The sequence below is a fragment of the Geodermatophilus sp. SYSU D01186 genome, from assembly GCF_054050215.1.
In genome coordinates, this window is sequence record NZ_JBJGYW010000008.1 from 105,858 (window position 1) to 131,361 (window position 25,504).

Annotated in this window: 27 protein-coding genes; 8 read left to right on the forward strand and 19 right to left on the reverse strand. The window is 74.6% G+C overall.

Features of this window, described 5'->3' with window-relative positions; genetic code table 11:
• Together ACI784_RS08465 and ACI784_RS08470 are read left to right on the forward strand one after the other, a co-directional pair.
• Nucleotides 1–2,049 carry a glycosyltransferase gene (locus ACI784_RS08465; RefSeq protein ID WP_457013131.1) on the forward strand — a complete coding sequence of 683 codons (2,049 nt, stop codon included), beginning with the start codon at nt 1–3 and terminating at the stop codon, nt 2,047–2,049.
• The gene (locus ACI784_RS08470) at nt 2,046–2,624 is read left to right on the forward strand and encodes a hypothetical protein (protein WP_457013132.1); all 579 of its coding nucleotides are present in this window, start codon (nt 2,046–2,048) and stop codon (nt 2,622–2,624) included. The genes ACI784_RS08465 and ACI784_RS08470 overlap by 4 nt, the downstream gene beginning before the upstream one ends.
• A 6-nt stretch (nt 2,625–2,630) precedes the next feature.
• On the opposite strand, the gene rdgB is transcribed toward ACI784_RS08470, so the two are convergent.
• Nucleotides 2,631–3,242 (reverse strand): RdgB/HAM1 family non-canonical purine NTP pyrophosphatase, encoded by a 612-nt coding sequence (rdgB, locus tag ACI784_RS08475; protein ID WP_456923152.1) that lies wholly within the window; start codon nt 3,240–3,242, stop codon nt 2,631–2,633.
• The gene (gene rph, locus ACI784_RS08480; RefSeq protein WP_456923153.1) at nt 3,239–3,994 is read right to left on the reverse strand and encodes a ribonuclease PH; all 756 of its coding nucleotides are present in this window, start codon (nt 3,992–3,994) and stop codon (nt 3,239–3,241) included. Before rph ends, rdgB begins: the two co-directional genes overlap by 4 nt.
• 59 nt (nt 3,995–4,053) lie before the next feature.
• Between rph and ACI784_RS08485 the strand changes: the two genes are divergently transcribed.
• Nucleotides 4,054–4,458 carry a YjbQ family protein gene (locus ACI784_RS08485; RefSeq protein ID WP_456923154.1) on the forward strand — a complete coding sequence of 135 codons (405 nt, stop codon included), beginning with the start codon at nt 4,054–4,056 and terminating at the stop codon, nt 4,456–4,458.
• A gap of 10 nt (nt 4,459–4,468) precedes the next feature.
• On the opposite strand, the gene ACI784_RS08490 is transcribed toward ACI784_RS08485, so the two are convergent.
• Complete coding sequence (locus ACI784_RS08490) at nt 4,469–5,257, reverse strand: methyltransferase domain-containing protein (RefSeq protein ID WP_457013133.1); 789 nt, start codon at nt 5,255–5,257, stop codon at nt 4,469–4,471.
• A gap of 144 nt (nt 5,258–5,401) precedes the next feature.
• Between ACI784_RS08490 and bcp the strand changes: the two genes are divergently transcribed.
• The gene (gene bcp, locus ACI784_RS08495; protein WP_456923156.1) at nt 5,402–5,902 is read left to right on the forward strand and encodes a thioredoxin-dependent thiol peroxidase; all 501 of its coding nucleotides are present in this window, start codon (nt 5,402–5,404) and stop codon (nt 5,900–5,902) included.
• 191 nt (nt 5,903–6,093) lie between these two features.
• Here the strand turns inward: bcp and ACI784_RS08500 are convergent, their stop codons facing one another.
• The 6 genes from ACI784_RS08500 to ACI784_RS08525 all read right to left on the reverse strand — a co-directional run bounded on the left by ACI784_RS08500 (nt 6,094) and on the right by ACI784_RS08525 (nt 11,204).
• The gene (locus tag ACI784_RS08500) at nt 6,094–7,320 is read right to left on the reverse strand and encodes a monooxygenase family protein (protein WP_457013134.1); all 1,227 of its coding nucleotides are present in this window, start codon (nt 7,318–7,320) and stop codon (nt 6,094–6,096) included.
• Nucleotides 7,321–7,414: 94 nt separating this feature from the next.
• Complete coding sequence (locus tag ACI784_RS08505; RefSeq protein ID WP_457013135.1) at nt 7,415–8,368, reverse strand: DNA polymerase domain-containing protein; 954 nt, start codon at nt 8,366–8,368, stop codon at nt 7,415–7,417.
• Nucleotides 8,369–8,406: 38 nt separating this feature from the next.
• Nucleotides 8,407–9,147: an MBL fold metallo-hydrolase gene (locus tag ACI784_RS08510; RefSeq protein ID WP_456923160.1), complete on the reverse strand. Its 741-nt coding sequence runs from the start codon at nt 9,145–9,147 to the stop codon at nt 8,407–8,409.
• Between the two features lie 141 nt (nt 9,148–9,288).
• The gene (locus ACI784_RS08515; protein ID WP_456923161.1) at nt 9,289–10,239 is read right to left on the reverse strand and encodes a PLP-dependent cysteine synthase family protein; all 951 of its coding nucleotides are present in this window, start codon (nt 10,237–10,239) and stop codon (nt 9,289–9,291) included.
• A gap of 52 nt (nt 10,240–10,291) precedes the next feature.
• On the reverse strand, nt 10,292–10,570 hold the full coding sequence (locus ACI784_RS08520) for a ubiquitin-like small modifier protein 1 (RefSeq protein ID WP_436693918.1): 279 nt from the start codon (nt 10,568–10,570) through the stop codon (nt 10,292–10,294).
• A 160-nt stretch (nt 10,571–10,730) separates the two neighbouring features.
• A complete protein-coding gene (locus ACI784_RS08525; protein ID WP_457013136.1) occupies nt 10,731–11,204 on the reverse strand; it encodes a Mov34/MPN/PAD-1 family protein in 474 nt (157 codons plus the stop codon).
• A gap of 86 nt (nt 11,205–11,290) precedes the next feature.
• Here ACI784_RS08525 and ACI784_RS08530 point away from each other — a divergent pair, with 86 nt between their 5' ends.
• Nucleotides 11,291–11,647, forward strand: coding sequence for a hypothetical protein (locus tag ACI784_RS08530; RefSeq protein ID WP_456923163.1), 357 nt, complete (start codon nt 11,291–11,293; stop codon nt 11,645–11,647).
• Here the strand turns inward: ACI784_RS08530 and ACI784_RS08535 are convergent.
• Both ACI784_RS08535 and clpS read right to left on the reverse strand, forming a co-directional pair.
• Nucleotides 11,586–12,083, reverse strand: coding sequence for a DUF2017 family protein (locus tag ACI784_RS08535; protein WP_456923164.1), 498 nt, complete (start codon nt 12,081–12,083; stop codon nt 11,586–11,588). The genes ACI784_RS08530 and ACI784_RS08535 overlap by 62 nt on opposite strands.
• A 4-nt stretch (nt 12,084–12,087) precedes the next feature.
• Nucleotides 12,088–12,384 (reverse strand): ATP-dependent Clp protease adapter ClpS, encoded by a 297-nt coding sequence (gene clpS, locus ACI784_RS08540; RefSeq protein ID WP_456923165.1) that lies wholly within the window; start codon nt 12,382–12,384, stop codon nt 12,088–12,090.
• A 66-nt stretch (nt 12,385–12,450) separates the two neighbouring features.
• Between clpS and ACI784_RS08545 the strand changes: the two genes are divergently transcribed.
• Both ACI784_RS08545 and ACI784_RS08550 read left to right on the forward strand, forming a co-directional pair.
• Complete coding sequence (locus ACI784_RS08545) at nt 12,451–13,734, forward strand: nicotinate phosphoribosyltransferase (RefSeq protein ID WP_457013137.1); 1,284 nt, start codon at nt 12,451–12,453, stop codon at nt 13,732–13,734.
• A gap of 13 nt (nt 13,735–13,747) precedes the next feature.
• Nucleotides 13,748–14,323 (forward strand): isochorismatase family protein, encoded by a 576-nt coding sequence (locus ACI784_RS08550; protein WP_457013138.1) that lies wholly within the window; start codon nt 13,748–13,750, stop codon nt 14,321–14,323.
• A 104-nt stretch (nt 14,324–14,427) separates the two neighbouring features.
• Here the strand turns inward: ACI784_RS08550 and serB are convergent, their stop codons facing one another.
• The 5 genes from serB to ACI784_RS08575 form a co-directional block, all read right to left on the reverse strand.
• A complete protein-coding gene (gene serB, locus ACI784_RS08555) occupies nt 14,428–15,687 on the reverse strand; it encodes a phosphoserine phosphatase SerB (RefSeq protein ID WP_457013139.1) in 1,260 nt (419 codons plus the stop codon).
• Between the two features lie 112 nt (nt 15,688–15,799).
• Nucleotides 15,800–17,557 carry an aa3-type cytochrome oxidase subunit I gene (gene ctaD, locus ACI784_RS08560; RefSeq protein ID WP_457013140.1) on the reverse strand — a complete coding sequence of 586 codons (1,758 nt, stop codon included), beginning with the start codon at nt 17,555–17,557 and terminating at the stop codon, nt 15,800–15,802.
• A gap of 125 nt (nt 17,558–17,682) precedes the next feature.
• The gene (locus tag ACI784_RS08565; protein ID WP_457013141.1) at nt 17,683–18,549 is read right to left on the reverse strand and encodes a putative RNA methyltransferase; all 867 of its coding nucleotides are present in this window, start codon (nt 18,547–18,549) and stop codon (nt 17,683–17,685) included.
• Entirely contained in the window at nt 18,546–19,775 is a 1,230-nt protein-coding gene (locus ACI784_RS08570) for an MFS transporter (protein WP_457013142.1), read from the reverse strand. The genes ACI784_RS08565 and ACI784_RS08570 overlap by 4 nt, the downstream gene beginning before the upstream one ends.
• Complete coding sequence (locus ACI784_RS08575; protein ID WP_457013143.1) at nt 19,772–20,275, reverse strand: metallophosphoesterase family protein; 504 nt, start codon at nt 20,273–20,275, stop codon at nt 19,772–19,774. Before ACI784_RS08575 ends, ACI784_RS08570 begins: the two co-directional genes overlap by 4 nt.
• A gap of 80 nt (nt 20,276–20,355) precedes the next feature.
• Between ACI784_RS08575 and ACI784_RS08580 the strand changes: the two genes are divergently transcribed.
• Nucleotides 20,356–21,903, forward strand: coding sequence for an MFS transporter (locus tag ACI784_RS08580; protein ID WP_456923173.1), 1,548 nt, complete (start codon nt 20,356–20,358; stop codon nt 21,901–21,903).
• Nucleotides 21,904–22,198: 295 nt separating this feature from the next.
• On the opposite strand, the gene ACI784_RS08585 is transcribed toward ACI784_RS08580, so the two are convergent.
• The 3 genes from ACI784_RS08585 to ACI784_RS08595 all read right to left on the reverse strand — a co-directional run bounded on the left by ACI784_RS08585 (nt 22,199) and on the right by ACI784_RS08595 (nt 25,420).
• Nucleotides 22,199–23,179 carry a cytochrome c oxidase assembly protein gene (locus ACI784_RS08585; RefSeq protein ID WP_457013144.1) on the reverse strand — a complete coding sequence of 327 codons (981 nt, stop codon included), beginning with the start codon at nt 23,177–23,179 and terminating at the stop codon, nt 22,199–22,201.
• An 81-nt stretch (nt 23,180–23,260) separates the two neighbouring features.
• The gene (locus ACI784_RS08590; protein ID WP_457013145.1) at nt 23,261–24,184 is read right to left on the reverse strand and encodes a cation diffusion facilitator family transporter; all 924 of its coding nucleotides are present in this window, start codon (nt 24,182–24,184) and stop codon (nt 23,261–23,263) included.
• 168 nt (nt 24,185–24,352) lie between these two features.
• Nucleotides 24,353–25,420 carry a peptidoglycan DD-metalloendopeptidase family protein gene (locus ACI784_RS08595; protein ID WP_457013146.1) on the reverse strand — a complete coding sequence of 356 codons (1,068 nt, stop codon included), beginning with the start codon at nt 25,418–25,420 and terminating at the stop codon, nt 24,353–24,355.
• Between the last annotated feature and the right edge of the window lie 84 nt (nt 25,421–25,504).

The window sequence follows — 25,504 nt, forward strand, 5'->3', positions numbered from 1 at the left end:
GTGACGCTTCTGCCCTCGCACCCGGCGGCCTCCGGCCGAGCGGCACCCGGCGCGGTCCTGCCGCCCCCCGAGCGCCGGCTGGGTGACGTCCTCGTCGAGCAGGGCGTGCTCACCCGGGCCCAGCTCACCGACGCGCTCCGCCAGCACCAGGAGGTCGGCGAGCCGCTCGGCGCGGTGCTCCTCGCCCGCGGTCTGGTGACCCGCCGGCAGCTGTACGTGGCCCTCGCCGACGTGTGGGGCGCGGACATGGCGTTCGTCGACCCGGTCGAGGTCGACCCCGACCTGGCCCGGCTGTTCCCCTCGGCGATGCTCGCCCGCGAGGTGTGGGTGCCGCTTCAGGTCGAGCAGGACGCCGACGGGGAGCCTCAGGTGGTCGTCGCGACCGCCGGCCGGCCGTCGGCGCACGTCGCCCAGGAGGTCGTGCAGCGCACCGGCATCCAGCGGGTGCGCCAGGTGGTGACCACCGACTGGGACGTGCAGCGCGCGCTGCGCACGGTCTGGCGGGACGAGCTGGTGCACGACGCGGTGCGGTCCCTGGCCGAGCGGCGTCCCGACGAGTCGGCGTCCAAGGTCTTCGTCTGGCCGCAGGTCGCCCTGGGCCTCACCCTCACCGTCGGCACGGTCGTCTGCGCCGCCCTGTGGTTCTCCACGACCATGTCCTGGCTGGTCGCCGTCGTGAACGTCGCCGTCGCCCTCGCCGTCGGCACCAAGGCGCTGATCAGCACCGTGGGCACCGCGTACGAGACCGTCGAGCAGGTCACCGACGCCGAGGTCGCGGCGCTCGAGGACACCGACCTGCCGCGGTACACGATCCTCGTGCCGGTCTACAGAGAGGCCGGCATCGTCGGCTTGCTCATGCGCAACCTCGCCGCGCTGGACTACCCGCGCGAGAAGCTGGAGATCCTCCTGCTGCTGGAGGAGGACGACCCGGAGACGCTGAGCGCCGCCCTGGCCGCGGCCCCGCCGGACCTCGTCCGGATCGTCGTCGTCCCGCACTCGCTGCCCAAGACCAAGCCGCGGGCGTGCAACGTCGGCCTGGCGTTCGCCCGCGGTGAGTTCGTCGTCATCTACGACGCCGAGGACCGTCCCGATCCCGACCAGCTGAAGAAGTCGCTGATCGCGTTCCGCAAGGGCGGCGAGGACCTGGTGTGCGTGCAGGCCGCGCTGAACTACTTCAACGCGCGGGAGAACCTGCTGACCCGCATGTTCACCCTCGAGTACTCCTCGTGGTTCGACTACACCCTGGCCGGCCTGGACAAGCTGCGGCTGCCGATCCCGCTGGGCGGCACGAGCAACCACTTCCGCACCGACCTGCTCCGCCGGCTCGGTGGCTGGGACCCCTACAACGTCACCGAGGACGCCGACCTGGGCATCCGGGCCTCCGCCCGGGGGCACCGCGTCGCGGTCGTCAACTCGACGACCTACGAAGAGGCCAACATGGCCGTCGGCAACTGGATCCGGCAGCGCAGCCGCTGGATCAAGGGCTACATGCAGACGGTCCTGGTGCACACCCGGCACCCGGTCACGCTGGTCCGGACCGTCGGGCTGCGGCAGACCGCGGGCTTCGCGCTGCTCATCGGCGGCACCCCGCTGATGTTCCTGGCCACCCCGTGGCTGTACGCGCTGTTCCTCGCCGACCTGCTGCTGCCGGGCGTGATCGTCCCGGACCTGCCGGAGTGGCTCACCCTCGTCAGCCTGACCAACCTGCTGTTCGGCAACGGCGTGATCATCTACCTGTCGCTGCTGGCCGGCTTCAAGCGGCGCAGCTACGGCCTGGTGCCCTTCGCGCTGCTGTCGCCGCTGTACTGGCTGCTGCACTCGATCGCCTCGTACAAGGCCGCCTGGCAGCTGGTGACCAAGCCGTTCTACTGGGAGAAGACCCAGCACGGGCTCTCCGCCCACGTCCAGGGCCCGGGGGCCCCGGCCGCCGCGTCCGAGGGGACGGCGCGCTCCGGGGCGCCGGCGTCCGCGGACGTCGGCCGGCACGCCGCCGCCGACGTGCACGGGCGGGTGGCCTGGTCCGACATCGCACCGGAGGTGCAGCGGTGACCACGACCTCGCTGCCGGCGACCGGCCGGCCGGCGGCCACCTCGGCGGTGCGCCCGCCCCGCGTCGACCTGCGGCGGGTGTTCCTCGTCTGCGGCCTGGTGCTGGCCGCCGAGATCCCCCTGATGCTGGTCATGGGCCGCTCGTGGGACGAGGCCCTGCTGCCCGGTTACGCGATCCTCATGGTGACCTTCGGGGCGGTCTTCTGCGTCGCCGCGGTGACCGTCGCCGGCTTCACCGCCGGTGCCGCCGCCGCGGGCCTGCTCGTGCTCGGCGTCGTCGGGCTGGTGCCGGTGCTCGCCGGCGCGGCCGTGCTCGCGCTGCTCTGCGGAGTCGCGCCCGGGTGGGCGCGGGTCGAGGCGTGGCAGGCCGCCCGCTCGGTCGCGCTGACCGCCGGGGAGGAGGCCGGTGTCGCCCGCGCCGCGCTGCCGCTCACCGGCCGGCACCGGATGCGGGGCCCCCGCCAGCGGATCGTCTGGCGCGGTGACCGGGCGTTCGCCGCCTTCCTCGTCCTGGCCTTCCCCCCGTCGATCACCGCCCTGTCGCTGTGGTTCGTCGGGTGGGTCGCCTCGCGGTGAGGCCGGTCAGGCGGGCCGGAGCAACTCGGCCACCAGCGGGACCAGCGCCGAGAAGGCCTGACCGCGGTGACTCCGCGCGTCCTTCTCCGCCGGGGCCAGCTCGGCCGCGGTGACCTCCAGACCGTCGGGCTGGAACACCGGGTCGTAGCCGAACCCGTTGCCGCCGCGCGCCTCCCGCACCACCCGGCCGCGCCACGAGCGCTCCAGCACGTGCTCGGCACCGCTCGGCGTCACGACGGCGGCCGCGCAGACGAACGCCCCGCCGCGCCGCTCGTCGGGGACGTCGGCCAGCTGGCCCAGCAGCAGCGCGGTGTTGGCCGCGTCGTCCCCGTGCCGCCCCGACCAGCGGGCGCTGAGCACCCCGGGCATGCCGTTGAGCGCGTCGACGGTCAGCCCGGAGTCGTCGGCGACCGCGGGCAGGCCGGTGTACCGCACCGCCTCCCGCGCCTTGAGCAGCGCGTTCTCGGCGAACGTGACACCGGTCTCCGGCGCCTCGGGGTACTCCTCGACGTCCCGCAGGCCGACGACCTCCACCCCGGGGACGGCGCACTCCAGCAGCCGCTGCAGCTCGGCGAGCTTGCCGGGGTTGCGGGTGGCCAGCAGCAGCCGGGTGCTCACCGGGCTCCCTCGGACCGGGCCAGCGCCTCGGCCTGCAGCCGGCTCAGCTCGGCGCAGCCGCCCACGGCGAGGTCCAGCAGCGCGTCGAGCGTCGCCCGGTCGAAGACGCCGTTCTCCGCGGTGCCCTGCACCTCGACGAAGCTGCCGTCGCCGGTGCAGACGACGTTCATGTCGGTGCCGGCGCGGACGTCCTCCTCGTAGGCGAGGTCCAGCCGCGGCTGCCCGTCGATGACGCCGACGCTGACCGCGGCCACCGACTGCACGATCGCCTTGGGCCGGGCCAGCTTCTTCCGGGCACCGAGCCACGACACGGCGTCGGCCAGGGCCACGTAGGCCCCGGTGATCGCCGCGGTCCGGGTGCCGCCGTCGGCCTGCAGCACGTCGCAGTCGATCGCGATGCTGTTCTCCCCCAGCGCGGCCAGGTCGATGGACGCGCGCAGGGACCGCCCGATCAGCCGGCTGATCTCGTGGGTGCGACCGCCGATCCGGCCCTTGACCGACTCGCGGTCGCTGCGGGTGTGGGTGGCGCGCGGCAGCATCGAGTACTCGGCGGTCACCCAGCCCAGGCCCGAGCCCTTCCGCCAGCGGGGCACGCCCTCGGTCACGCTCGCCGCGCACAGCACGCGGGTGCGGCCGAACTCGACGAGCACCGAGCCCTCGGCGTGGTCCAGCCAGTTGCGGGTGATGCCCACCGGCCGGAGCTGGTCGGCCGCCCGGCCGTCGGGGCGGGTCTTCGCGGGGGTCGCCGTCACGTACGCCGACAGTAGTGCGCACCGGGCGGTTCCCGGTCGGCCCGGGCAGGATCGCGGGCATGCGATCGGAGCTGCGAGCGGTCCGCACCGGCGGCGTCCCGACCGTCGTCGACCTCACCGAGGAGTGCGCCGACTTCGTGCGCGCCGAGGCCGACGGGCTGCTGCACGTGTTCGTGCCGCACGCGACGGCCGGGGTCGCGATCATCGAGACCGGCTCGGGCAGCGAGGAGGACCTGCTGGCCCAGCTCGACGTCCTGCTCCCCCGGGACGACCGCTGGCGGCACCGGCACGGCAGCCGCGGGCACGGCCGCGACCACGTGCTGCCGGCGTTCGTGCCGCCGCACGCGAGCGTCCCGGTGCTGGAGGGACGGATGCAGCTGGGCACCTGGCAGCGGATCTGCCTCGTCGACACCAACGCCGACAACCCGCAGCGCCACGTGCGGCTGTCGTTCCTCTCCGGCTGACAGCTGCGGTTCACCCGACCCGCGTGCCGCGGAAGACGTAGCGGTTGAGGCTGAAGAAGTACTCCGGCCCGAGCGAGCGCAGGTCGCCGGCCCAGCCCTCGACGTCCTCCGCCGTCAGTCCGTTCCGGCCCACCACGAAGGCCGCGACCAGGTCGAGCAGGCGCGCGCTGAAGGCGCGCGGTCCGTAGCCGACGTCGAGCAGGGGCAGCACGCGGACGGGTTCCACCCGGAAACCGGCCCGTTCCAGGTGGCCGGCCAGCCGCACGGGCAGGTGCGGGTCGGCCAGGTGCTGCTCCCACGCCTCCAGCACGCGCGCCGTCCGGACACGGTCGCGCGAGTGCCAGACGACCGAGTCCCAGTCGGTGTCCAGGACGAGGACCCGGCCCCCCGGCCGCAGCACGCGCCACAGCTCTGCGACCGCCGCCGCGACGTCCTCGACGTACTCGAGCACCTGGGTCGAGACGGCGACGTCGAACGTGGCGTCGGCGTACGGGAGGGCGACCGCGTCGGCGCACCGCAGCTCGACCGGCGCGGCTCCCTCCGCCGTCGCCCGCCGGCCCGCGAGGGCGAGCATGCTCTCGCTGGTGTCGACGCCGCAGACGCGCCCGGTCGGCCCGACGGCCCGTGCCAGGTCGGCGGCGAGCAGCCCGGGACCGACGCCGACGTCGAGCACCCGCTCCCCCGGACGCAGGGCCAGCAGCTCCACGACCGCGCGGCGCTGCTCCACCAGGGCGTCGCCCGTGTAGGCCTCCTCGAGCCGGCGCGACGCCTCGTCGTCGTAGTGCAGAGGGCCAGCCATGGCCGTCTCCTCCCGGTGCGGCCGGACGGACCGACTGTGGCCCTCCGCCCCCGCGGTGGCCAGCCCGTTCCCGACGACCCGTCGCGCGGGTCCACCCCGGCACCCCGTGGAGTCCGGTCGGGAGGACACGGCAGGATGCCGGACATGACCGACACCGACAGCAGCACCGACTCGGCCCCCGTCCGCCTCGCCCCCGGCGACCCGGCGCCCGAGTTCACGCTGCCCGACGCGGACGGCACCCCGGTCTCCCTCGCCGACCACCGCGGACGCCGGGTGATCGTCTACTGCTACCCCGCTGCCCTCACCCCCGGCTGCACCACCCAGGCCGTCGACTTCACCGCCTCGGCGGGGGAGCTCGCCGAGGCCGGGCTGGACATCATCGGCATCTCGCCGGACCCGCCGGAGAAGCTGCTGCGGTTCCGCGAGAAGGAGAGCCTGAACATCACCCTGGTCTCCGACGTCGACAAGCAGGTGCTCACGGCCTACGGCGCGTTCGGGCCGAAGAAGCTCTACGGCAAGGAGGTCATCGGCGTGATCCGCTCGACCTTCATCGTCGACGCCGACGGCCGCATCGAGAAGGCGTCCTACAACGTCAAGGCCACCGGGCACGTGGCCAAGCTGCGCCGGGAGCTCGGCCTGGCCTGAGGCCGGCAGCCGGGTGACGTCGAGGTGGGAGCAGAGATCCCGCCGGACTCCGGTGCCGCCGGGTCGTGCGGTGTCCTCCTCGCTCTTGCCGTGCGGCAACGCCGCCGGAGCGTGCGCAACACCGCGAGAGCACCACTCCCAGCACGGCTCTCGGCGGTGCGCTCGTGTCCGAGGGGCGCGGCCTGCGCGCCTCAGGTGCCGGAGGGCCCCGTCGCGGGGGGGGGGGGGGGGGGGGGGGGGGGGGGGGGGGGGGCCCGGGCCCCCCCCCCCCCCCCCCCCGCCCCCCCCCCCGGCCCCGGCACCGCACCCGCCTCCCGGCGCAGCCGGAGCCGGGCCGAGCTGTTGCCCGCGAGCGGCACGACCCGGCCGGCGGCGGCGAGCCCGGCCTCCGGCACGTCGCTGTAGATGGCCTCGTACTCCCCCGCGCGCACCAGGTACGTCTCGTGCCAGATGCCGGTCCGCCCCTGCGGATCGCGCCGGAACCACTCCAGCCAGGTCGGCCGGTGCAGGTCGCCGGGGTCCCGGGCGAAGGCCTCCAGGTGCTCGAAGGAGCGCCAGTACTGGATCACGGTCAGCCCTGACATCCGGTAGCCGAGCAGCCCCTTCTCCGGCCGGCGCACCAGCTCCGCGAGCATCGCCTGCATGCCCCGCCGCCGGCCGCCGAGGTCGCGCAGGCTCTGCAGCACCCGCCACGGGGTGTTGAGCCGCGCCCCGATGACGAAGACGACGAAGTCGCCGTCGATCTCGGCGCCGAAGCGACCGCGGTGGATGCGCGCCATCGGACTCCCTCCCGCCTGCCGGGCCGCTGCCCGTCGACGGCTCATGCTCGACCGCTCCGGCCGGCCGGGACACCCCCGCGCCCCGCCACCCCGCGCGCCGGGACCGTGCACCGCGCGCGGCGCCGCGGTGCGTGACCGCGACCGCCGTCGGGTTCGCGCCCGCCACGTGCCCGGCCGGGGCCGGCCGACCGGACCGCACGGGTGGCCGGGCTCCCACGGGAACGTGCCGTCGCGCGAGGGCCAGGTCAGCTGGTACGCCGGGACGGACTCCTCGGCCGGACGCCGGTAGGAGCGGTTGGCCGAGTACAGGATCTCGCCGGGGTTGGGGCACACCTCGACGAACAGCCGCCCCGGCCGGTCCACCAGGGCGACGAACTCCCCCGCCACCAGCGCCCGCCCTCCGAGCACCAGCGCGGCGACGTCGTCGAGCGGGCGGCGCGTGGCCTCCGGGCCGAGCCCGACCACGACCAGCTCCGGGTGCCCCAGCCCGAACAGCCCGACGGTGTAGCCGAAGGCGGGCTCGTCGGGCGACTCCCCCTCGCCGACGTACTGCACGGCCCAGCGGTTCTCGCGGATGAGGGTGGTGAGGTGGGCGTCCTCCTGGTCGAGCCAGGCGATGGTCTGCGGGTCGGTCGTCATGCCCGGGAGCCTGCGCCGGGGCCCGGACGTCGCGCCGGGACCGGCTGCGCCGGCTGTGGACGGCGGCGCTCCCTGTGGAGCGCTCGCCGGAGTGTCAGTCCCCCTCCTCCGCCCGGCGGGCGCGGGCCCGGCGGCGCCCCTCGTGCATCGCCTGCACGCGGGCGACCGGGATGGTGTGGCCCTCGGCGACGAGGTCGGCCGGCAGCTCCTGCGGTTCCGGCAGCAGCGCCGTCCACGGGTCGCCGTCCCCCAGCCGCTGCGCCGCCGTCCGGACGGTGACGTCGCCCGGCCGCACCGCCGGCAGGTCCTCCCACGACACCGGGGCCGACACGGGCAGCCCGGGCCGCACCCGCGGGCTGTAGGCGGCGACGATCGTCGACGCGTAGGACCGCGTGGAGTCCAGGAAGACGCGGTCGTGCCGATCGGCCTTGATGTAGGCGGTGGTCGCGACGTCCGGGTCCAGTCGCTCGGCCCGCACCGCCAGCGCCCGGGTCGCGGCCGCGGCGTCGTCGGCGCGGGCGCCGCGCACCGGGACCACGACGTGCACGCCCTTGGAGCCGCTGGTCTTCACCGCCCCGGCCAGCCCGGCGTCGGCCAGCGCCTGCCGGACCAGGTGGGCCGCCCGCACCACCACGTCGAAGCCGGCACCCTCGGGCGGGTCGAGGTCCAGGACGATGCCGGTCGGCTCGTCCCCGCCGGCCGGGACGAACGGGACGTGGAACTCCACCGCCCGCTGGTTGGCCAGCCACAGCAGGGTCCGGCGGTCGTCGCAGAGCACCTGGTGCACCTCGCGGTGCGCCCCCTGGGACCAGACCGCCACCGTGCGCACCCACTCGGGCGCGCCCTTCGCCACGTTGCGCTGCATGAACGGCTGCTGGCCCGGCCGGACCCGCATCACCGACAGCGGACGCCCGGCCAGCAGCGGGACGAGCCGGTCGGCGAACGCGTCGAGGTGGTCGACGAGGTCGCCCTTCGTCACGTCCAGCCCGTCGCCCAGCGGCGCGTCCAGGCTGGTCAGCCGGACGCCGTCCCGTTCGTCGTCGACCACCGGCCCACCGTGCCCGCCGACGCACCGCCGGGCAACACCTACACGTCGTAGGTGGCGCCGGGCTGCACGAGCTCGCTGGCCGGGAACACCGCCTGCGCGTCGGCCAGCTGCACCTCCCGGTCGATCCAGGGCGGCACGTGGGTCAGCAGCAGCCGCCCGGCCTGCGCGGCCGCGGCGTGCTCACCGGCCTCCCGGCCGCTGAGGTGCAGAGCCGGCGGCAGGTCCGGGACGTCGGGGTGCGCGGCCTCGGCCAGCAGGACGTCGACACCGCTGGCCAGCCGGACGACGGCGTCGCTCGCGCCGGTGTCCCCGGTGTAGACCAGCGACCGGCCGTCGGCGTCCAGACGGATGGCGTAGCACTCGACCGGGTGCGCGGTGCGAACCAGCTCGGCGGTGAACGGCCCCAGCTCCAGCCGGCCCGCGCCGACGGGCACGAAGTCGAAGACGTCGGTCAGCCCCTCGCCGTCCATGTCATAGGCCAGGGCCAGCCGGCGCTCGGCACCCACCGGCGCGTACATCGGCACCAGCTGCCGCGTGGAGCGCCCCGAGTAGCGGTGCCAGACCACGAACGGCGCGACGTCCAGGCAGTGGTCGGCGTGCAGGTGCGACAGGAACACCGCGTCGACGGTGGCCGGGTCGGCCAGCCCCTGCAGCACGCCGAAGGACCCGTTGCCGAGGTCGAGGAGCAGCCGGAAGCCGTCGTGCTCGACGAGGTAGCAGGACGCGGGCGACTGCGGCCCGGGGCCGCTGCCGGAGCAGCCGACGATCGTGAGCCTCACGCGGCGTCCCGCGGGCGGTCGACTGTCCCAGGCACGCAGGTCAGGCTAGCGGGGAACGCCGGGAGACGGCGCTCACGCCCCGAGCAGGACCCGGCTCAGGCACACAGCAGGACCCGGCTCAGGCCCACAGCGGGAGCCGGCTCAGGCCCACAGCTGCCCCTCCAGCGCGGAGGTGGCCTCCTCCAGCGTGCCGGCGTAGGCGCCGGTGGACAGGTACTTCCAGCCGCCGTCGCAGACGATGAAGACGATGTCGGCCTTGCGTCCGGCCGCCACCTCCTTGTCCGCGATGCCGAGCGCGGCGTGCAGGATCGCGCCGGTCGAGATGCCGGCGAAGATGCCCTCCTGCTCGACCAGCTCGCGGGTGCGCCGGACGGCGTCCTGCGGGCCGACGGAGAACCGGGAGTCCAGCAGCGAGGCGTCGTAGAGCTCCGGCACGAAGCCCTCGTCGATGTTGCGCAGCCCGTAGACCAGCTCGCCGTACCGGGGCTCGGCGGCGATCACCCGCACCTCGGGCTTCTTCTCGCGCAGGTAGCGGGAGACGCCCATGAGCGTGCCGGTGGTGCCCAGGCCGGCGACGAAGTGGGTGATCGAGGGCAGGTCGGCCAGGATCTCGGGGCCGGTGCCGGTGTAGTGCGCCTCGGCGTTGGCCGGGTTGCCGTACTGGTACAGCATCACCCAGTCGTCGTGCTCGGCCGCGAGCCCCTTGGCGACGGCGACCGCCTGGTTGGAGCCGCCGGCCGCCGGGGAGCTGATGATCTGCGCGCCGTACATCTCCAGCAGCTGACGCCGCTCGATCGAGGTGTTCTCCGGCATCACGCAGATCAGCCGGTAACCCCGCTGGCGGGCGACCATCGCCAGCGAGATCCCGGTGTTGCCGCTGGTCGGCTCGAGGATGGTGTCGCCCGGCTTGAGCTTCCCCTCCTTCTCGGCCGCCTCGATCATCGAGATCGCCGCGCGGTCCTTGATGGAGCCGGTGGGGTTGTGGTCCTCCAGCTTGGCCCACAGCCGGACGTCAGGGGTCGGCGACAGGTTCGGCAGCCCCACCAGCGGGGTGTTGCCGAGCGAGTCGACGAGGGAGGCGAAGCGGGCCATGGGGGGTGCTCTTCCGGGGGAGACGGGTGCGGGGCGGGAGCTGAGCGGGCGCTCAGCAGCCGCCGGCGACCGCCGGGAGGATCGTGACGGAGTCGCCGTCCTTGACCTGGGTGTCGAGCGCACCGGTGAAGCGGACGTCCTCGTCGTTGACGTAGACGTTGACGAAGCGGTGCAGCTTGCCCTCCTCGGTGACGAGGCGGTTCTTCAGGCCGGGGTGCTTGGCGTCGAGGTCGTCGACGAGCGCGCCCAGGGTGTCACCGGTGCCCTCGACGGTCTTGTTGCCGCCGGTGTGGGTGCGCAGGATGGTCGGGATCCGGACCTCGATGGCCATGGCGTGCTGTTCTCCTCTGGAGCGGGGGGTGGCGGGCCCGCCAGCCTGCGGCGGGTCGTGCGTCTGGACGGGGAACGCCCGTGCGCCGCGGGGCATTCCGGCGGGCGGCCCCGTCGGCCCTCCTGCAGGGTCCCGAAGCGGGGGCAGGAGGGTCCCTGTCTCAGTCGTAGACGACGGTGGTCGGCGAGTGGCCGAACAGGTAGGACTCGACGACCTCGACGTCCTCCTCGCTCACCTCGCCGTCGACGATGCGGAAGCTGCGGAACTCGACGTCGTCACCGGCCAGGCCGGTCTGCGCACCGTGGTGCCGCGTCGAGACCAGCACGTAGTGCGCGTTGGGCTCGGACGCGTAGCTGATGTCGGTACGTGACGGGTACGCCTCGGTGGCGGTGTGCGAGTGGTAGATGACCACCGGCTCCTCGTCCCGGTCGTCCATCTCCCGGTACAGCCTCAGCAGGTCAGCGGAGTCGAACTCGTAGAACGTGGGCGACCGCGCGGCGTTGAGCATCGGGATGAAGCGCTCGGGGCGGTCGCTGCCCTCGGGGCCGGCGACGACACCACAGGCCTCGTCCGGGTGGTCTTCCCGGGCGTGGGCCACGATGGCGTCGTAGGTCGCGCGGTCGATGCGCAGCACAGGTCCAGTCTAGAAGGCCGTCGTCCCCCCACCGCTCGCGGGCTCGGGGCGGTGCCCGGACGGGGCCGCCAGTACCGTGCCGGACCGTGGTCCTCGGAGTGCTGCTGGTCGTCGGTGTCCTGGTCGTCGCGGCACCGGCCCTGGTCCTCGGGATCGGCGGCCTGCGCCGCCGCAGCGGGCACTACAGCAGCGACGTCGGGGCCGACCGGGCCTCGCTGGTGCTGCTGGTCTCGATCCGGCTGCTCACCCTGCTGCTGATGGGCGCCCTGTCGCTGGTCGTCCTCGTCTCCACGGTCGGGGCGATGCTCCGCGACGTGGAGCTGCACGGCATGGTCTACGTCTTCTTCGTCCTCGACCTGCTCCTGGCCGTGCTGGTCCTGCTCACGTTCGGCCGGCGCGACCGGCGACGAGCGCGTCGACGAGCGAACCCTGCAGGCCGGTGAGCCAGTAGTAGACGGCCAGCTGCTGGCCCTCCTCGGACGAGAGGTCCTCCGGGGGCTCGCTGTCGGCCTCGATCCCGAGCCGGGTCCCCATCGCCAGGCGCAGGTCGTTGGTGGTGCGCAGCCAGGCCTGCGCCTGCTCGGGGTCCAGCCGGACGGCGCCGCCGTCGGGGGGCAGCGTGGCCCGCACCGTGGCGAGGTCGTCGCTCTTGCCCGACGCCAGCCCCTCGCGGGTCAGCTCCCGGTACTCGTCGGCCAGCGCCCGGTCTCCCCGGTGCCCGTCGGGGAACAGCCGCAGCAGGACGGGGTCGGAGCCGACGTCGGCCGCGTCGGCGTCCAGCAGCTGCTCCAGCTGGTCGAGCAGCAGCCCGACGATGCTGACCTCGGCCTCGTTGAGCCGGGCGACGCACTCGTCGCCACGGCGGCGGAAGGGCTTCACCTGCTCACGTGTCCCGCTGGAAGCTGGCCCACAGCCCGTAGGCGTGCAGCCGGTTGGTGTCGTGCTCCATCCGCTCGCGGGGCCCGGAGCTCACGATCGCCTTGCCCTCGTGGTGCACCTCGAGCATGAGCGCGGTCGCCGTCGCCTCGTCGTAGCCGAACAACTCCTGGAACACGTAGGTGACGTAGGTCATCAGGTTCACCGGGTCGTCCCAGACGATCGTCACCCAGGGTCGGTCGAGATCGGCGTGCTCCTCGACCGTGGTCTCCGGCGTCCGTGTCGGCGCTAGTGGTCCGCCCACTCCCCCACCTTAGGACGCCGCCGCTCGACGGGTCGCCCCGGCCGCAGCCGCCTACGCTCCGGAGCCATGTCGACGGGTCCAGCCCTGCTCACCGACCGGTACGAACTCACGATGGTCGCCGCCGCCCTCGCCGACGGGACCGCCCACCGCGACTGCGTCTTCGAGGTGTTCGCCCGCCGGCTGCCGCACGGCCGCCGGTACGGCGTCGTCGCCGGCACGGCCCGGCTGCTGGAGGAGCTTCCCCGGTTCCGCTTCTCCGACGAGGACCTCGCCACCCTGCGGGACCAGGGGCTCACCGACGCGCGACTGCTCAACTGGCTGGCCGACTTCGCCTTCAGCGGGGACGTCGACGGCTACGCCGAGGGCGAGTTCTTCTTCCCCGGCTCGCCCGTGCTGACCGTGCGCGCCCCGTTCGCCGAGGGGGTGCTGCTGGAGACGCTGATCCTGTCGGTCCTCAACCACGACAGCGCGATCGCCTCCGCCGCGGCCCGCATGGTCGCCGCGGCGTGCGAGCGGCCGTGCATCGAGATGGGCTCGCGGCGCACCCACGAGGAGGCCGCCGTCGCCGCGGCCCGCGCCGCGCACCTGGTCGGCTTCGCGTCGACGTCCAACCTCGAGGCCGGCCGGCGCTACGGCGTCCCCACCACGGGGACCAGCGCGCACGCCTTCACGCTCCTGCACGACGACGAGGCCTCTGCCTTCCGCGCCCAGATCGCCGCCCTCGGGGTCGGCACGACCCTGCTGGTCGACACCTACGACGTCGACCAGGGCATCCGGACGGCGGTCGAGGTGGCCGGCCCCGAGCTGGGCGCCATCCGGCTGGACTCCGGTGACCTGCCCACGCTGGCGACGCACGCCCGCGAGCTGCTGGACTCCCTCGGCGCGACCCGCACCCGGATCATCGTGACCAGCGACCTCGACGAGTTCGCCATCTCCGGGCTCATGGCGGCACCCGTGGACGGCTACGGCGTCGGCACGTCGCTGGTGACCGGGTCGGGGGCACCGACGGCCGGCATGGTCTACAAGCTGGTGGAGCGCGACGGCGTCCCGGTGGCGAAGCGGTCCGAGGGGAAGAACTCCGTGGGCGGCCGCAAGCACGCCGTCCGCCGGCACGACACCGACGGGACGGCGACCGCCGAGGTCATCTGCAGCGGCCCGATCCCGCCGGAGGACGGCGACCGGCAGCTGGTCGTGGAACTCGTGCGCGGTGGCCGGGTGTGCGACCCCCTGTCGCCCCGCGAGGCCCTCGCCGCGGCCCGCGCCCACCACGCGCGCGTGAAGGAGGCCCTGCCGCAGGAGGCGTGGGCGCTGTCGCGCGGCGACTGCGCGATCGAGACGGTCACGGCCTGAGGAGGGAACGGCGATGACCCGAGCACTGGTGGTGGTCGACGTGCAGAACGACTTCTGCGAGGGCGGCAGCCTCGCCGTGGCCGGCGGGGAGGCGGTGGCCGGTGCCATCACCGAGCACGTGCGCCGGCACGCGGGGGACTACGCCCACGTCGTGGCGACCCGCGACCACCACATCGACCCCGGCCACCACTTCGCCGCGGCGCCCGACTTCGTCCAGACCTGGCCGCGGCACTGCGTCGTCGGCACCGACGGCGTGGAGCTGCACCCCCGACTGGACCGCGAGCCGATCGAGGCGGTGTTCGACAAGGGCGAGTACGCCGCCGCCTACTCCGGGTTCGAGGGCGCCGCCGACGGCGTGCGCCTGGCGGACTGGCTGCGCGCGCACGAGGTGGACGCCGTGGACGTCGTCGGCATCGCGACCGACCACTGCGTGCGCGCCACCGCCCTGGACGCCGTCCGTTCGGGGTTCGCCACCCGGGTGCTGCTGCCGCTCACCGCGGGCGTGACCGCGGAGACCACCGCGGCCGCCCTCGACCAGCTGCGCGCCGCCGGCGTCGAGCTGGAGGGGACCGTCCACCGGGCCGGCTGAGCGGGGGAACGGGCGCCCGGTCGCAGGGACACGGGCAGCGGCTGCACGGCGCCGGGGACGGCACCTGGCCGCGGTGTCGTCCGGGGGACGACGGTGTCACCGGGTCACGGCACCGCGTCGAGGACCTCGTCCCTGGTGAAGCCGAGCACCTGCAGGACGGCGTCCAGGTAGGGCTGGTTGAGGGCGGTGTGCGCCTGCTCGCGCACGTACGGCTTCGCGTTGAACGCGATGCCCAGCCCGGCCGCGTTGAGCATGTCGAGGTCGTTGGCGCCGTCCCCCACCGCCACGGTCTGGTCCAGCGGGATGCCGTACTGGTCGGCGAAGCGGGCCAGCGCGCGGGCCTTGCCGGCGCGGTCGACGATCTCCCCCACCAGCCCCCCGGTGAGCCGCCCGTCGGCCACCTCGAGGGTGTTGGCCGCGGCGAAGTCCAGCCCGAGCTCGGCGGCCAGCGGGTCGGTGATCTGGGTGAAGCCGCCGCTGACGATGCCGCAGCGGAAGCCCAGCCGCTTCAGGGTGCGGATCAGGGTGCGCGCCCCCGGGGTCAGCACGAGGTGCTCGCGCACCTCGTCGAGCACGCTCACCGGCAGCCCGGCCAGGGCACCGACACGGGCCCGCAGCGACTCGGCGAAGTCCAGCTCGCCGTTCATGGCGGCGGCGGTGATGCGGGCGACCTCGGAGGCGCGCCCGGCGCGGGCGGCGAGCTCGTCGATGACCTCGCCGCGGACGAGCGTGGAGTCGACGTCCAGCACGATCAGCCGCTTGCTGCGGCGGGCCAGGCCCACCTGCTCCACGGCGATGTCGGCACCGGTGGCGGCGGCGACGGAGGCGAGGGCGGTCCGCAGCTCGGTGGACTCCGCGCCCGACACGGTGAGCTCGAAGCTGGTGACCGGGTAGTCCGACAGCCGGCGGATGGCGTCGATGTTGCCGCCGATGCCGGCGATCGCCGAGGCGGCACCGGCCACCGCGGCGGGCGGGACGGGGCGGCCGAGGACGATCACGTGGTGCGCCCGGCCGGCCGGGCGGCCCTGCTCGTCGATGGCGTCGACCTGCACCTGCATGCCCGTCGCGTCCGCGACCTCCGCGGCCAGCCGCCGCAGCCGGGCCTGGAACGCCGTCTCGTCCACGGCACCGCCGCCGTCGAGCGCGACGGCCGTGACCTCCACGCCGAGCACCAGCTGCCCGTGGACGACGACCTGCTCGACGTCGGCCACCTCGATCGCCCGCCGGCCGTCCGCGGCCTCGGCGAGGGCGGTGAACAGCCGCGCCGTGACACCCGGGTGGTCGACCCCGGTGACGGTCAGCAGCGCCCGAGGGGGCGCTCCGGAGGGGTCCGACGGCGTCCGGTGGATGGGGTCGTGCAGCACGGCGCCATCGTGCCCCACCGGCTCGCGGCGACCGTGGCCCGCCCCGGACGCGGCGACGCCCCGCCGGCCGGTGGCCGACGGGGCGTCGCGGGCGTCCCTGCAGGGACGCGGTTCAGCTGGGGTCGGGGTCGTTCGGCCCCTGCCGCCGGCCCTCGGTGAGACCGAGGTTGCTGACTCCGGCGTACGGCTCGTGCCGCTTGCCGGCGTGCGCCTCGGCCTGCAGACGGTCGAGCAGGTGCGGGTAGTGCGCCTCGAACGCCGGCCGCTCCGAGCGGATCTTCGGGATCTCCACGAAGTTGTGCCGCGGCGGCGGCGAGGACGTCGCCCACTCCAGCGAGTTGCCGTGGCCCCAGGGGTCGTCGCGGACGGCGAGCCGGCCGAACCGCCACGACTTGAAGACGTTGTACAGGAACGGGATCGTCGAGGCGCCGAGCACGAACGAGAAGATCGTGGAGATCGTGTTCAGCGTGGTGAACCCGTCGGTGGGCAGGTAGTTGACGTACCGGCGCGGCATGCCCTCGTTGCCCAGCCAGTGCTGGACCAGGAACGTGCCGTGGAAGCCGATGAACGTCAGCCAGAACTGCAGCTTGCCCAGCCGCTCGTCGAGCATCCGGCCGCACATCTTGGGGAACCAGAAGTAGATGCCGGCGTACGCGGCGAACACGACGGTGCCGAAGACCACGTAGTGGAAGTGCGCGACGACGAAGTACGAGTCGGAGACGTGCCAGTCCAGCGGCGGGCTGGCCAGCAGGACGCCGGTCAGGCCGCCGAGGAGGAACGTGACCATGAAGCCGATGGAGAACAGCATCGGCGTCTCGAAGGTCAGCTGGCCGCGCCACATGGTGCCGATCCAGTTGAAGAACTTGATGCCGGTCGGCACGGCGATCAGGTAGGTGAGGAACGCGAAGAACGGCAGCAGCACCGCACCGGTCGCGTACATGTGGTGCGCCCACACCGTCAGGGACAGGCCACCGATGGCCAGGGTCGCGAAGACCATGCCCTTGTAGCCGAACAGCGGCTTGCGGCTGAACACCGGGATGATCTCGGTGATGATGCCGAAGAACGGCAGCGCGATGATGTAGACCTCGGGGTGCCCGAAGAACCAGAACAGGTGCTGCCACAGCAGCGCCCCGCCGTTCTCCTCGGAGTAGATCAGCGCGCCCAGGTTCCGGTCGGCCAGCAGCGCCAGCAGCGCGGCGGTGAGGATCGGGAAGGCCAGCAGGATCAGCACGCTGGTGACGAGCGCGTTCCAGGTGAAGATCGGCATCCGGAACAGGGTCATGCCGGGCGCCCGCAGGCAGACGATCGTGGCGGTGAAGTTGACGCCACCGAGGATCGTGCCCAGACCGCTGACGGCCAGGCCGGTGATCCACAGGTTGCCGCCGGCGCCGGGGCTGTTCGTGACGTCCGACAGCGGGGTGTAGGCGGTCCACCCGAAGTCGGCCGCACCACCCGGGGTGAGGAAGCCCGACAGCGCGACGATCGACCCGAGCAGGAACAGCCAGTAGGAGAAGGCGTTCAGCCGCGGGAAGGCGACGTCGGGGGCGCCGATCTGCAGCGGCATGATCAGGTTGCCGAAGGCGAAGAACAGCGGCGTCGCGAACATCAGCAGCATCACCGTGCCGTGCATGGTGAACAGCTGGTTGTACTGCTCCGGGGAGAGGAACTGCAGGCCCGGCTGGGCCAGCTCTCCACGGATGAGCATGGCCATCAGCCCGCCCAGCAGGAACCATGCGAACGAGGTGGCCAGGTACATGAGGCCGATGGTCTTGTGGTCGGTGGTCCGCAGCAGATTCGAGAGCCGCGAACCCTTCTCGACCTCGTGAGCCGGGCTCGGCCGGCTCACGATCGGCGCCGGTGCGATCGTCACGGCCGCGAGCTTAGACGGTGACCCACCGGCGTCTCCTCCCGACGGTGGAGGCGCGCCGCACACCACCGGTGAGTGCACTGTGTCCCAGCGCACACCCGTGACCCGGCGGCACCGCGGCGGGCCCGTCAGCCGGCCCGCACCCAGCTCGTCACGTCGACCGACACCGTCACCGGAGACCGCTCCGGGAGCCGGGCGACGGCGACGGCCAGCGCCCCGGGCCCGAGGTGGCGCGCGTGCGGACCCATGCCGACGAGCGTCGTGACGGCGGCCCGGTCCAGCTCCAGCCGCTCCCGGTGGTCCGCGGCCGCGACCGGCCGCAGGTGCGGCTCGAGCGTCGCGGCGAGCCGCCGGCCCTTCTCCGGGTCGACCCGCAGCAGCCCCAGCGGCCCGACCAGCTCCGTCAGGTGGTCGGCGGCGGGGGTGACGACCACCAGCCGGCCGCCGGGCCGCAGCGCCCGCGCGATCTCCGGCCCGTTGCGGGGGGCGAAGACGACGAGCACCCGGTCGACGGCGGCGTCCCGGACGGGGAGCCGCGCCCAGGCGTCGGCGACGACGGCGACCGCCCGCGGGGAGGCACCCGCCGCCCGCCGGGCCGCGTACCGGGAGGAGTCGAGGACCACGCCGACCGCGTCCGGCAGGCGGTCGAGGACGCCGGCCAGGTGCTGCCCGGTGCCCCCGCCCAGGTCGAGCAGGGTCGTCGGGGGCCCGTCGTCCCCGGTGGCGACGGCGTCGGCCAGGGCGCCGGTGATGCCGGCGTAGTGCCCGGCGGCCAGGAAGGCGACCCGGTCGGCGACCATCGCCGCCGAGTCGCCGGACGGCGGCACGTGCCCGGGCGGCAGCAGCGTGACGTGCCCCTGCCGGGCGCGGTCGAAGGAGTGGCCCGCGGGGCAGCGCAGGCCGGCGTCGCCGGGCAGGGGCGTCAGGGACCCGCCGCACACCGGGCAGGCCAGCAGGTCGACCGCGCGCGAGGGCCAGGGACGGCGGGCGCTCACGGCGTCGGCACCGCGGCACCGGGCCGGGGCGCCGCCGGGCGCGCCTCGGCCACCCGGCCGGGCACGACGCCGACCGCCAGGGCCGCGGCGACGGCGCCGGCGGCGAAGGCCGCCGGGTACCCGGCGCCGCCCTCGACGAGCAGCGCGGCCAGCGGCACGGTCGCCGCCGCCGAGAGGTTCTGGGCGGTGTTGTGGGCCCCCAGCGCGCGACCGGCCCAGGCGGCCCCGGCGTGCTCGGCCACCGAGGTGAAGGCCACCCCGTTGGGGCTCACGGTGACGACCGCGGCGAGGACGACGGCGGCCGCGGCGGCGGCCGGGCCCAGCGCCGAGGGGGTCAGCGCGGCGGCGACGGCCAGCGCGGCGACGACGGCGGCGACCGCGAGCGCGATGAGCCGCAGCGGACCCAGCCGGCTGCCCACCCGGTCCGACCAGACGCCCGCGCCCAGCCGCGCGGCCGCGCCGCCGGCCTGGGTGACCGCCAGCAGCGTGCCGGCCGCGGCCGCGGTCCACGCGGCGTCGCGGACGAGGAAGTCGAAGGCGAACGCCCCCACCACGAACTGCGGGACCACCAGCAGCGTGCTGGCCGCGTGCACCCGCCACAGCACCGGGGACCGGTAGGGCGAGGCCGGCCGCGGCGCCCCGGCCACCACCGGCGGCCGGGCCGGGTCCCGCACGAGCGCGCCGATCAGGACGGCGGTGACCGCGCAGCCCGCGGCGAGGGCGGCGAACGCCCGCCCGGTGCCACCCTCGGCCAGCCGCGGCAGCAGCAGGGCCGCGAGGCCCACCCCGAGCGGCTGCCCCGCCTGCCGGATGCCCATGGCCAGCCCCCGCTGCCGCGCGGGGAACCAGCCGAGCACCAGACGCCCGCTGGCCGCGTGCACCGAGGCACTGCCGGCACCGGCGAGCAGCAGCCACAGACCCACCGCGACCGGCGTCCCCGCCAGCGCCGCCCCGGTGAGGGCGACCGCGGCGACGGTCAGGCCCGCGGTCAGCACCACCCGCTCGCCGTACCGGTCGGCGGCGGCCCCCCAGGCCAGGAGGCTGAGGACCAGGCCCACCGCGGGCGCGCTGACCAGCAGCCCGATGGCGGTCAGGCTCAGGCCCTCCTCGCGCAGGGCGACGGTGAGGAAGGGCAGGCCGTTCTGGGCGGCGCAGGCGGCGACCAGCCCGGCGAGGCCCACCCCGAGGTGGCGCCAGCGCGCCCTCGACGCGTCGTCCTCCGTCACCTCGGGACCGGGTGGAACGTCACGTCGCGCAGCGCGCCGTCGGCGGCCACCGCGGTGACGAAGGTGCCGTGCGGCTGCCGGCGCCGGTCGGTCGGCGACCCGGGGTTGAGCAGCCGCATCCCGGTGTCGGTGGTGGTGTCCCAGGGGATGTGGCTGTGCCCGAAGACGAGCAGGTCGGTGTCGGGGAACCGGGCGGCGCACCGGGCCTCGCGGCCCTTCCGGTCGCCGGTCTCGTGGACGACGGCCAGCCGGATCCCCTCGACCTCGGCGCGGGCCACCTCCGGCAGCCGCTCGCGCAGGGCCCCGTGGTCGTTGTTGCCGTGCACCGCGACCAGCCGCCGGCACCGCTCCTCGAGCCGGTCCAGCAGTGCGACGTCGACCCAGTCCCCCGCGTGCACGACGACGTCGGCCTCGTCGATCGCCGCCCACAGGGAATGAGGTAGGTCACGCGCACGCTTGGGGACGTGCGTGTCCGAGGTGAACACCAGGGAGAGCGGCACGCGGACATGGTCCCAGGCGGTTACCTTGCGGAGCGCCCGACGACCGGGTTCTCCCCGTACGACCTCCTGAGGACCTCTCCATGACTGACCCCACGTCCACGCGCGCCTCCGGCGCCGGCCACGTCGGCGAGGAGCCGTACCCGAGGCGGTGGCTGGCCCTGGGGGTCATCGCACTGACCGTCCTCCTGGTCATCCTCGACGCCACCATCGTCAACATCGCCCTGCCGGCCGTCTCGGCCGACCTGCAGATCAGCGCCGCCAGCCAGCAGTGGATCGTCACCGCCTACACGCTGACCTTCGGCGGCTTCCTCCTGCTCGGCGGCCGGATCGCCGACTTCTGGGGCCGCAAGCGCACCTATCTCGTCGGCGCGGCCGGCTTCGCCGTCGCCTCGGCGCTGGGCGGGATCGCGCAGAACGAGGCGATGCTCTTCGCCGCCCGCGCGCTGCAGGGGGCCTTCGGCGCGCTGCTGGCGCCCGCCTCGCTGGCCCTGCTGACCGTGCTCTTCACCGACGCCAAGGAGCGGGCGAAGGCCTTCGCCGTCTACGGCGCGATCGCCGGCGGCGGCTCGGCCGTGGGCCTGCTGCTCGGCGGCGTGCTCACCGAGTACGCCGACTGGCGCTGGTGCTTCTGGGTGAACCTGCCGGTGGCCGTCGTCGCCATCGTGGCGGCCATCCCGATCGTCCCGGAGAGCCGGGCGCCGGGTGACACCAGCTACGACATCCCCGGCGCGGTCCTGGTGACCGCGGGCATCGCGTCGTTCGTCTACGGGTTCACCCAGGTCGCCGAGAAGTCGCAGGAGAACGCGGCCGCCGGCAACCCCGACAGCGGCTGGACCGACCCGGCCGCGCTGGCGTTCATCGTCGTCGGCGTGCTGCTGGTCGCGGCGTTCGTCGTCCTGGAGCTGCGGACCCGCAACCCGTTGCTGCCGATGCGCATCGTCCTCGACCGCAACCGGGGCGGGGCGTACCTGACCTCGACGCTGGTGGGTGCCGGGCTGATCGGCGCCTTCTTCTTCCTGAGCCTCTACTTCCAGCAGGTGCTCCAGTACAAGCCGGTGCACGCCGGCATCGCCTCGCTGCCGGTGACCCTCGGCGTGCTGCTCTCCGCCGGTGCGGCCAGCGCGCTGGTGGTCAAGGTCGGCCCGAAGCCGCTGATGGTGCTCGGTGGGCTGCTGGCGGCCTCGGGGCTGTTCGTCCTGTCGTTCCTGGACGTCGACAGCGGGTTCTGGTCGCTGGCCTTCCCCGGCCAGCTGCTGCTCGGCCTGGGTCTGGGCTTCACCTTCGTGCCGCTGTCCAACCTGGCCCTGGTCGGGGCCGGTGCGCACGACGCCGGCGCGGCCAGCGCGGTGCTCAACGCCACCCAGCAGGTGGGCGCCTCCATCGGCACCGCGCTGCTGGCGACGCTGTCGGTCGGCGCGATCACCAACCACCTGACCGACGTCGCCACCTCCGGCGGCAACCCGCAGGACCCGGCCGTGGCGCTGCAGGCGCAGGTGGAGGGCTACACGACCGCCTTCACCTGGGCGGCGGCGCTGCTGGTCCTCGGCGCGGTGGTGTCCGCGGTGCTGATCAAGGCCACCAAGGACGACCTGCCCACCGACAGCGACGCCGTCGTCCACGTCGGCTGAGCCTCGTTCCCACCCGCCGCGGCCCCTCCCCGGATCCGTCCGGAGAGGGGCCGCGGTGCGTCGTGCCGGGGTCCGGGCCGCGACTCCGGGGGAGGTGCGCCTCCCCCGGCGCCACGGGCGACACCTTCCCCGGAGTCGCGGGAGGAGACGAGAGCCCGGCCCACGGGGCGGGACGACATCCACTCGGAGTGGACCGGTCGCGGAGGCCCGGAGGGCCTCCCGACCTGGACACGGGTGGGCTCACCGCACGTCGGGGACGGCACCTGGCCACGGCGTCGTCCGGAGGACGACGGGATCAGCGCGGCGTCCCGGAGGACGGCGGTGTCACCGCCGCCATCGCGCGGAGGCGGGCGTTGTAGGCCTCGAGCTCGGCGTCCTCGGTGCGGACGGCGGCGCGGTCGAGGCGCTTGGCGCGTCGCTCCTCGGACCCCATCCACGAGAACAGCACGATCGCCATGACGAAGACGGTGGGCAGCTCACCGAAGGACCAGGCGATGCTGCCGGCGGCCTTCTGGTCGGCGAGCGTGTCGATGCCCCAGCCGGCCGGCGGGTCGGCGAACGTCGTCACGACCAGGGCGCTGGACATCATCACGGCCACGCCGAAGAAGGCGTGCAGCGGCATCGGGATGAGCAGCTCGAGCATGCGGCCGCCGTGGCCGGTGGTCCGGGGCCAGGGGTCCTGACCCAGGATCGGGCCGAAGAACAGCAGCCCGGTCACCGTGAAGTGGGCGAGCATGAACTGGTGGCCGAACGGATCGGCCATGAGCGCGTCGAAGACCGGCGTGAAGTAGACGCCGTAGAGGCTGGCCAGGAACAGCGGCAGCGTGAACGCCGGGTGCGACAGGAAGCGCGCCACCCGGCTGTGCAGGACGTCGAGCAGCAGGGCCCGCGGGACGCCGGCCACCCCCTTGCCACGGGGCAGCGTGCGCAGCGCGAGGGTGACCGGGGCGCCGATCAGCAGCAGGATCGGCGACACCATCGACAGCACCATGTGCTGGGCCATGTGGATGCTGAACAGCACCATGCTGTAGCCGTTGAGCCAGGTGCCGGTCACGGCGAACAGCGAGAGGCAGCCGGCCAGCCAGGACGCCGTCCGCCACCACGGCCAGGCGACTCCGGAGCGCCGCAGGACGACCAGCGCCACCAGGTAACCGACCATCCCGAGCAGGCTCAGCACCGCCAGCAGCGACCAGCCGTCCAGGTGCGGCAGGAACATCCGCCCCCAGGTCGGTGGCTCGCTGGGCACCCACATGCCCGAGTGCTGACCGTGCTCCACCGCTGCGCCTCCTGCGTCCCGACTGCTCCCCCACTGTCCCACCTGGCGACGTGCGGGAACGGGGACCCTTCAGGCAGGCCCTCAGTCGTGGACGGGCGCCTCGTGCCCCGCGTGGGAGGCCGCCTCCAGCTGGAAGGTGCAGTGCTCGACGTCGAAGTGGTCGCCGAGGCAGCCGCACAGGGCGTCGAGCACCCGCCCGCCGTGCCCGGCCTCGAGGGCCTCGTCGGTGACGACGACGTGGGCGGAGAGCACCGGCAGGCCGGAGGTGATCGTCCAGGCGTGCAGGTCGTGGACGCCGAGGACGCCGTCGACCGCGAGGATGTGCGCCCGCACCGAGTCCAGGTCCACCCCGCGCGGTGCGGCCTCGAGCAGGACGTCGCCGGCCTCGCGCAGCAGCGACCAGGCCCGGGGCAGGACGAGCAGGCCGATCCCGATCGAGGCGACGGTGTCGGCCGGCGTCCAGCCGGTGGTGGCGATGACGACGGCGGCGGCGATGACCGCCACCGAGCCCAGCGCGTCGGCGAGGACCTCCAGGTACGCCCCGCGGACGTTGAGCGACTCGCTCCGGCCCCGGTGCAGCAGGACGAGCCCGCCGAGGTTGACCGTCAGGCCCACCGCGGCGACGACGAGCATCACGCCGGAGCCGATGTCCGGCGGGTCACCGAACCGGCGCACCGCCTCGACGAGGACGTAGACGGCGACCCCGACCAGCAGCAGCCCGTTGGCGACCGCGGCGAGGATCTCCACGCGCTGCCAGCCGAAGGTCCGGCGGCCGCGCGGCGGGCGCTGGGCGAGCGTGACCGCGCCCAGCGCGAAGCCGAGGCCGAGGGCGTCGGTGGCCATGTGCCCGGCGTCGGCGAGCAGGGCCAGCGAGCCCGAGACCAGCGCGCCGACGACCTCGGCGGCCATGACGGCGACGGTGAGGACGAGGACGACGGCCAGCCGGCGCCGGTGCGCCGCCGAGGCGGTCGCCGGCCGATGGGAGTGGCCGTGGTCGTGTCCCATCAGCTGCCCACCTCCGTCCCGCGCCGCACACCGCGAGTGTGCCGCAACCGACGACGCCCTCCGCCCGGACCGGCCGGGAGGAGGGCGTCCATCGGGGTGACGTGCTGGAACGGCTCCCTTGCAGGGCCCCGCCGCGAGCGTGCGAGCGGTGGGGGCAAGGGGGTCCTCCTAGATCTGGACGCCGCGCTCCCGCAGCCACGGCAGCGGGTCGACCTTCTGGCCGTCGAGGCCACCGATCGCCACCTCGAAGTGCAGGTGCGGCCCGGTGGACTGGCCGCGGTTGCCGAGCAGCGCGATCGTGTCGCCCGCGCGCACGACCTGGCCGGCGGACACCAGGATCTCCTCCATGTGCCCGTAGACGGTGACGTCGCCGTTCTCGTGCTGGATGTAGACGACGTTGCCGTAGCCGCTGGCCGGGCCCGCCTCGAGCACGACGCCGTCCATCGCGGCGTACTCGGGGGTGCGCATGGGGGCGGCGAGGTCGATGCCGGCGTGCATCCGACCCCAGCGGGAGCCGAAGGTGCTGCTCAGCCGGGCTCCGGCGACGGGCAGCACGGCCTTGGGCCGGGCGGCCTCCGCCGCGGCCTCGGCGGCCAGCCGGTCGGCCTCGGCCTGCACCTGTGCCGCGGCGGCCTGCTCGGCCTCCCGGGCGGTGCGGCTGGCGGCCATCTCCTCCAGCCGCGCGGCGGCGTCGTCCGGCATGACGGGCGCGGCGGCGGCCTGCTCGTCCAGGCCGAGCTCCTCGGCGACGCTGACCGAGGAGCTCACCGGCTCGGCCTGCGCCACCGGGTCCCCCGGGGAGAACAGACCCAGTCCTGCGGCGCCCACGAGGGCGGCGGCCAGGTACGCGGCCGGCCGGCGGGACGGCGCGGGCAGCGCCGGACGGCGGCGCCGGCCGCGACGGCGTCCCGGCGGGACGGCGCCCCCGGCCTCCGGGCCGGGGACCGGGATCGCGTGGAGGGCGTCGATGCCGGCGCGAGCGGTGGCCTCGGCGAGCCCGCTGAGGCCGGCGAGGTCGGTGACCTCGGCCAGCTCGTGCGGCGCCTCGGATCCGCCGGCCTCGGACTGCTGCGCGTCCCCCACGCGCGGCGTCGGGATGGGCTGCGCCGTCGGCTCCCCCGCCGGTGCCTGCTGCCGTCGCGAGGACGGGACCGCGGCCGGGTCGAGGGGGTCGCGCACACCCGGGACGGGTGCCGACCCCTCGGCGAGGAGGCGGTCGTCGTGGAGCTGAGTCATGCACCTGGCTTCCGTGGGGGACAGGACGGCGTGCGGTGCCCGGGGGAGCGGACGTGGTCCATGTAAACATGCCGTTATCAATTC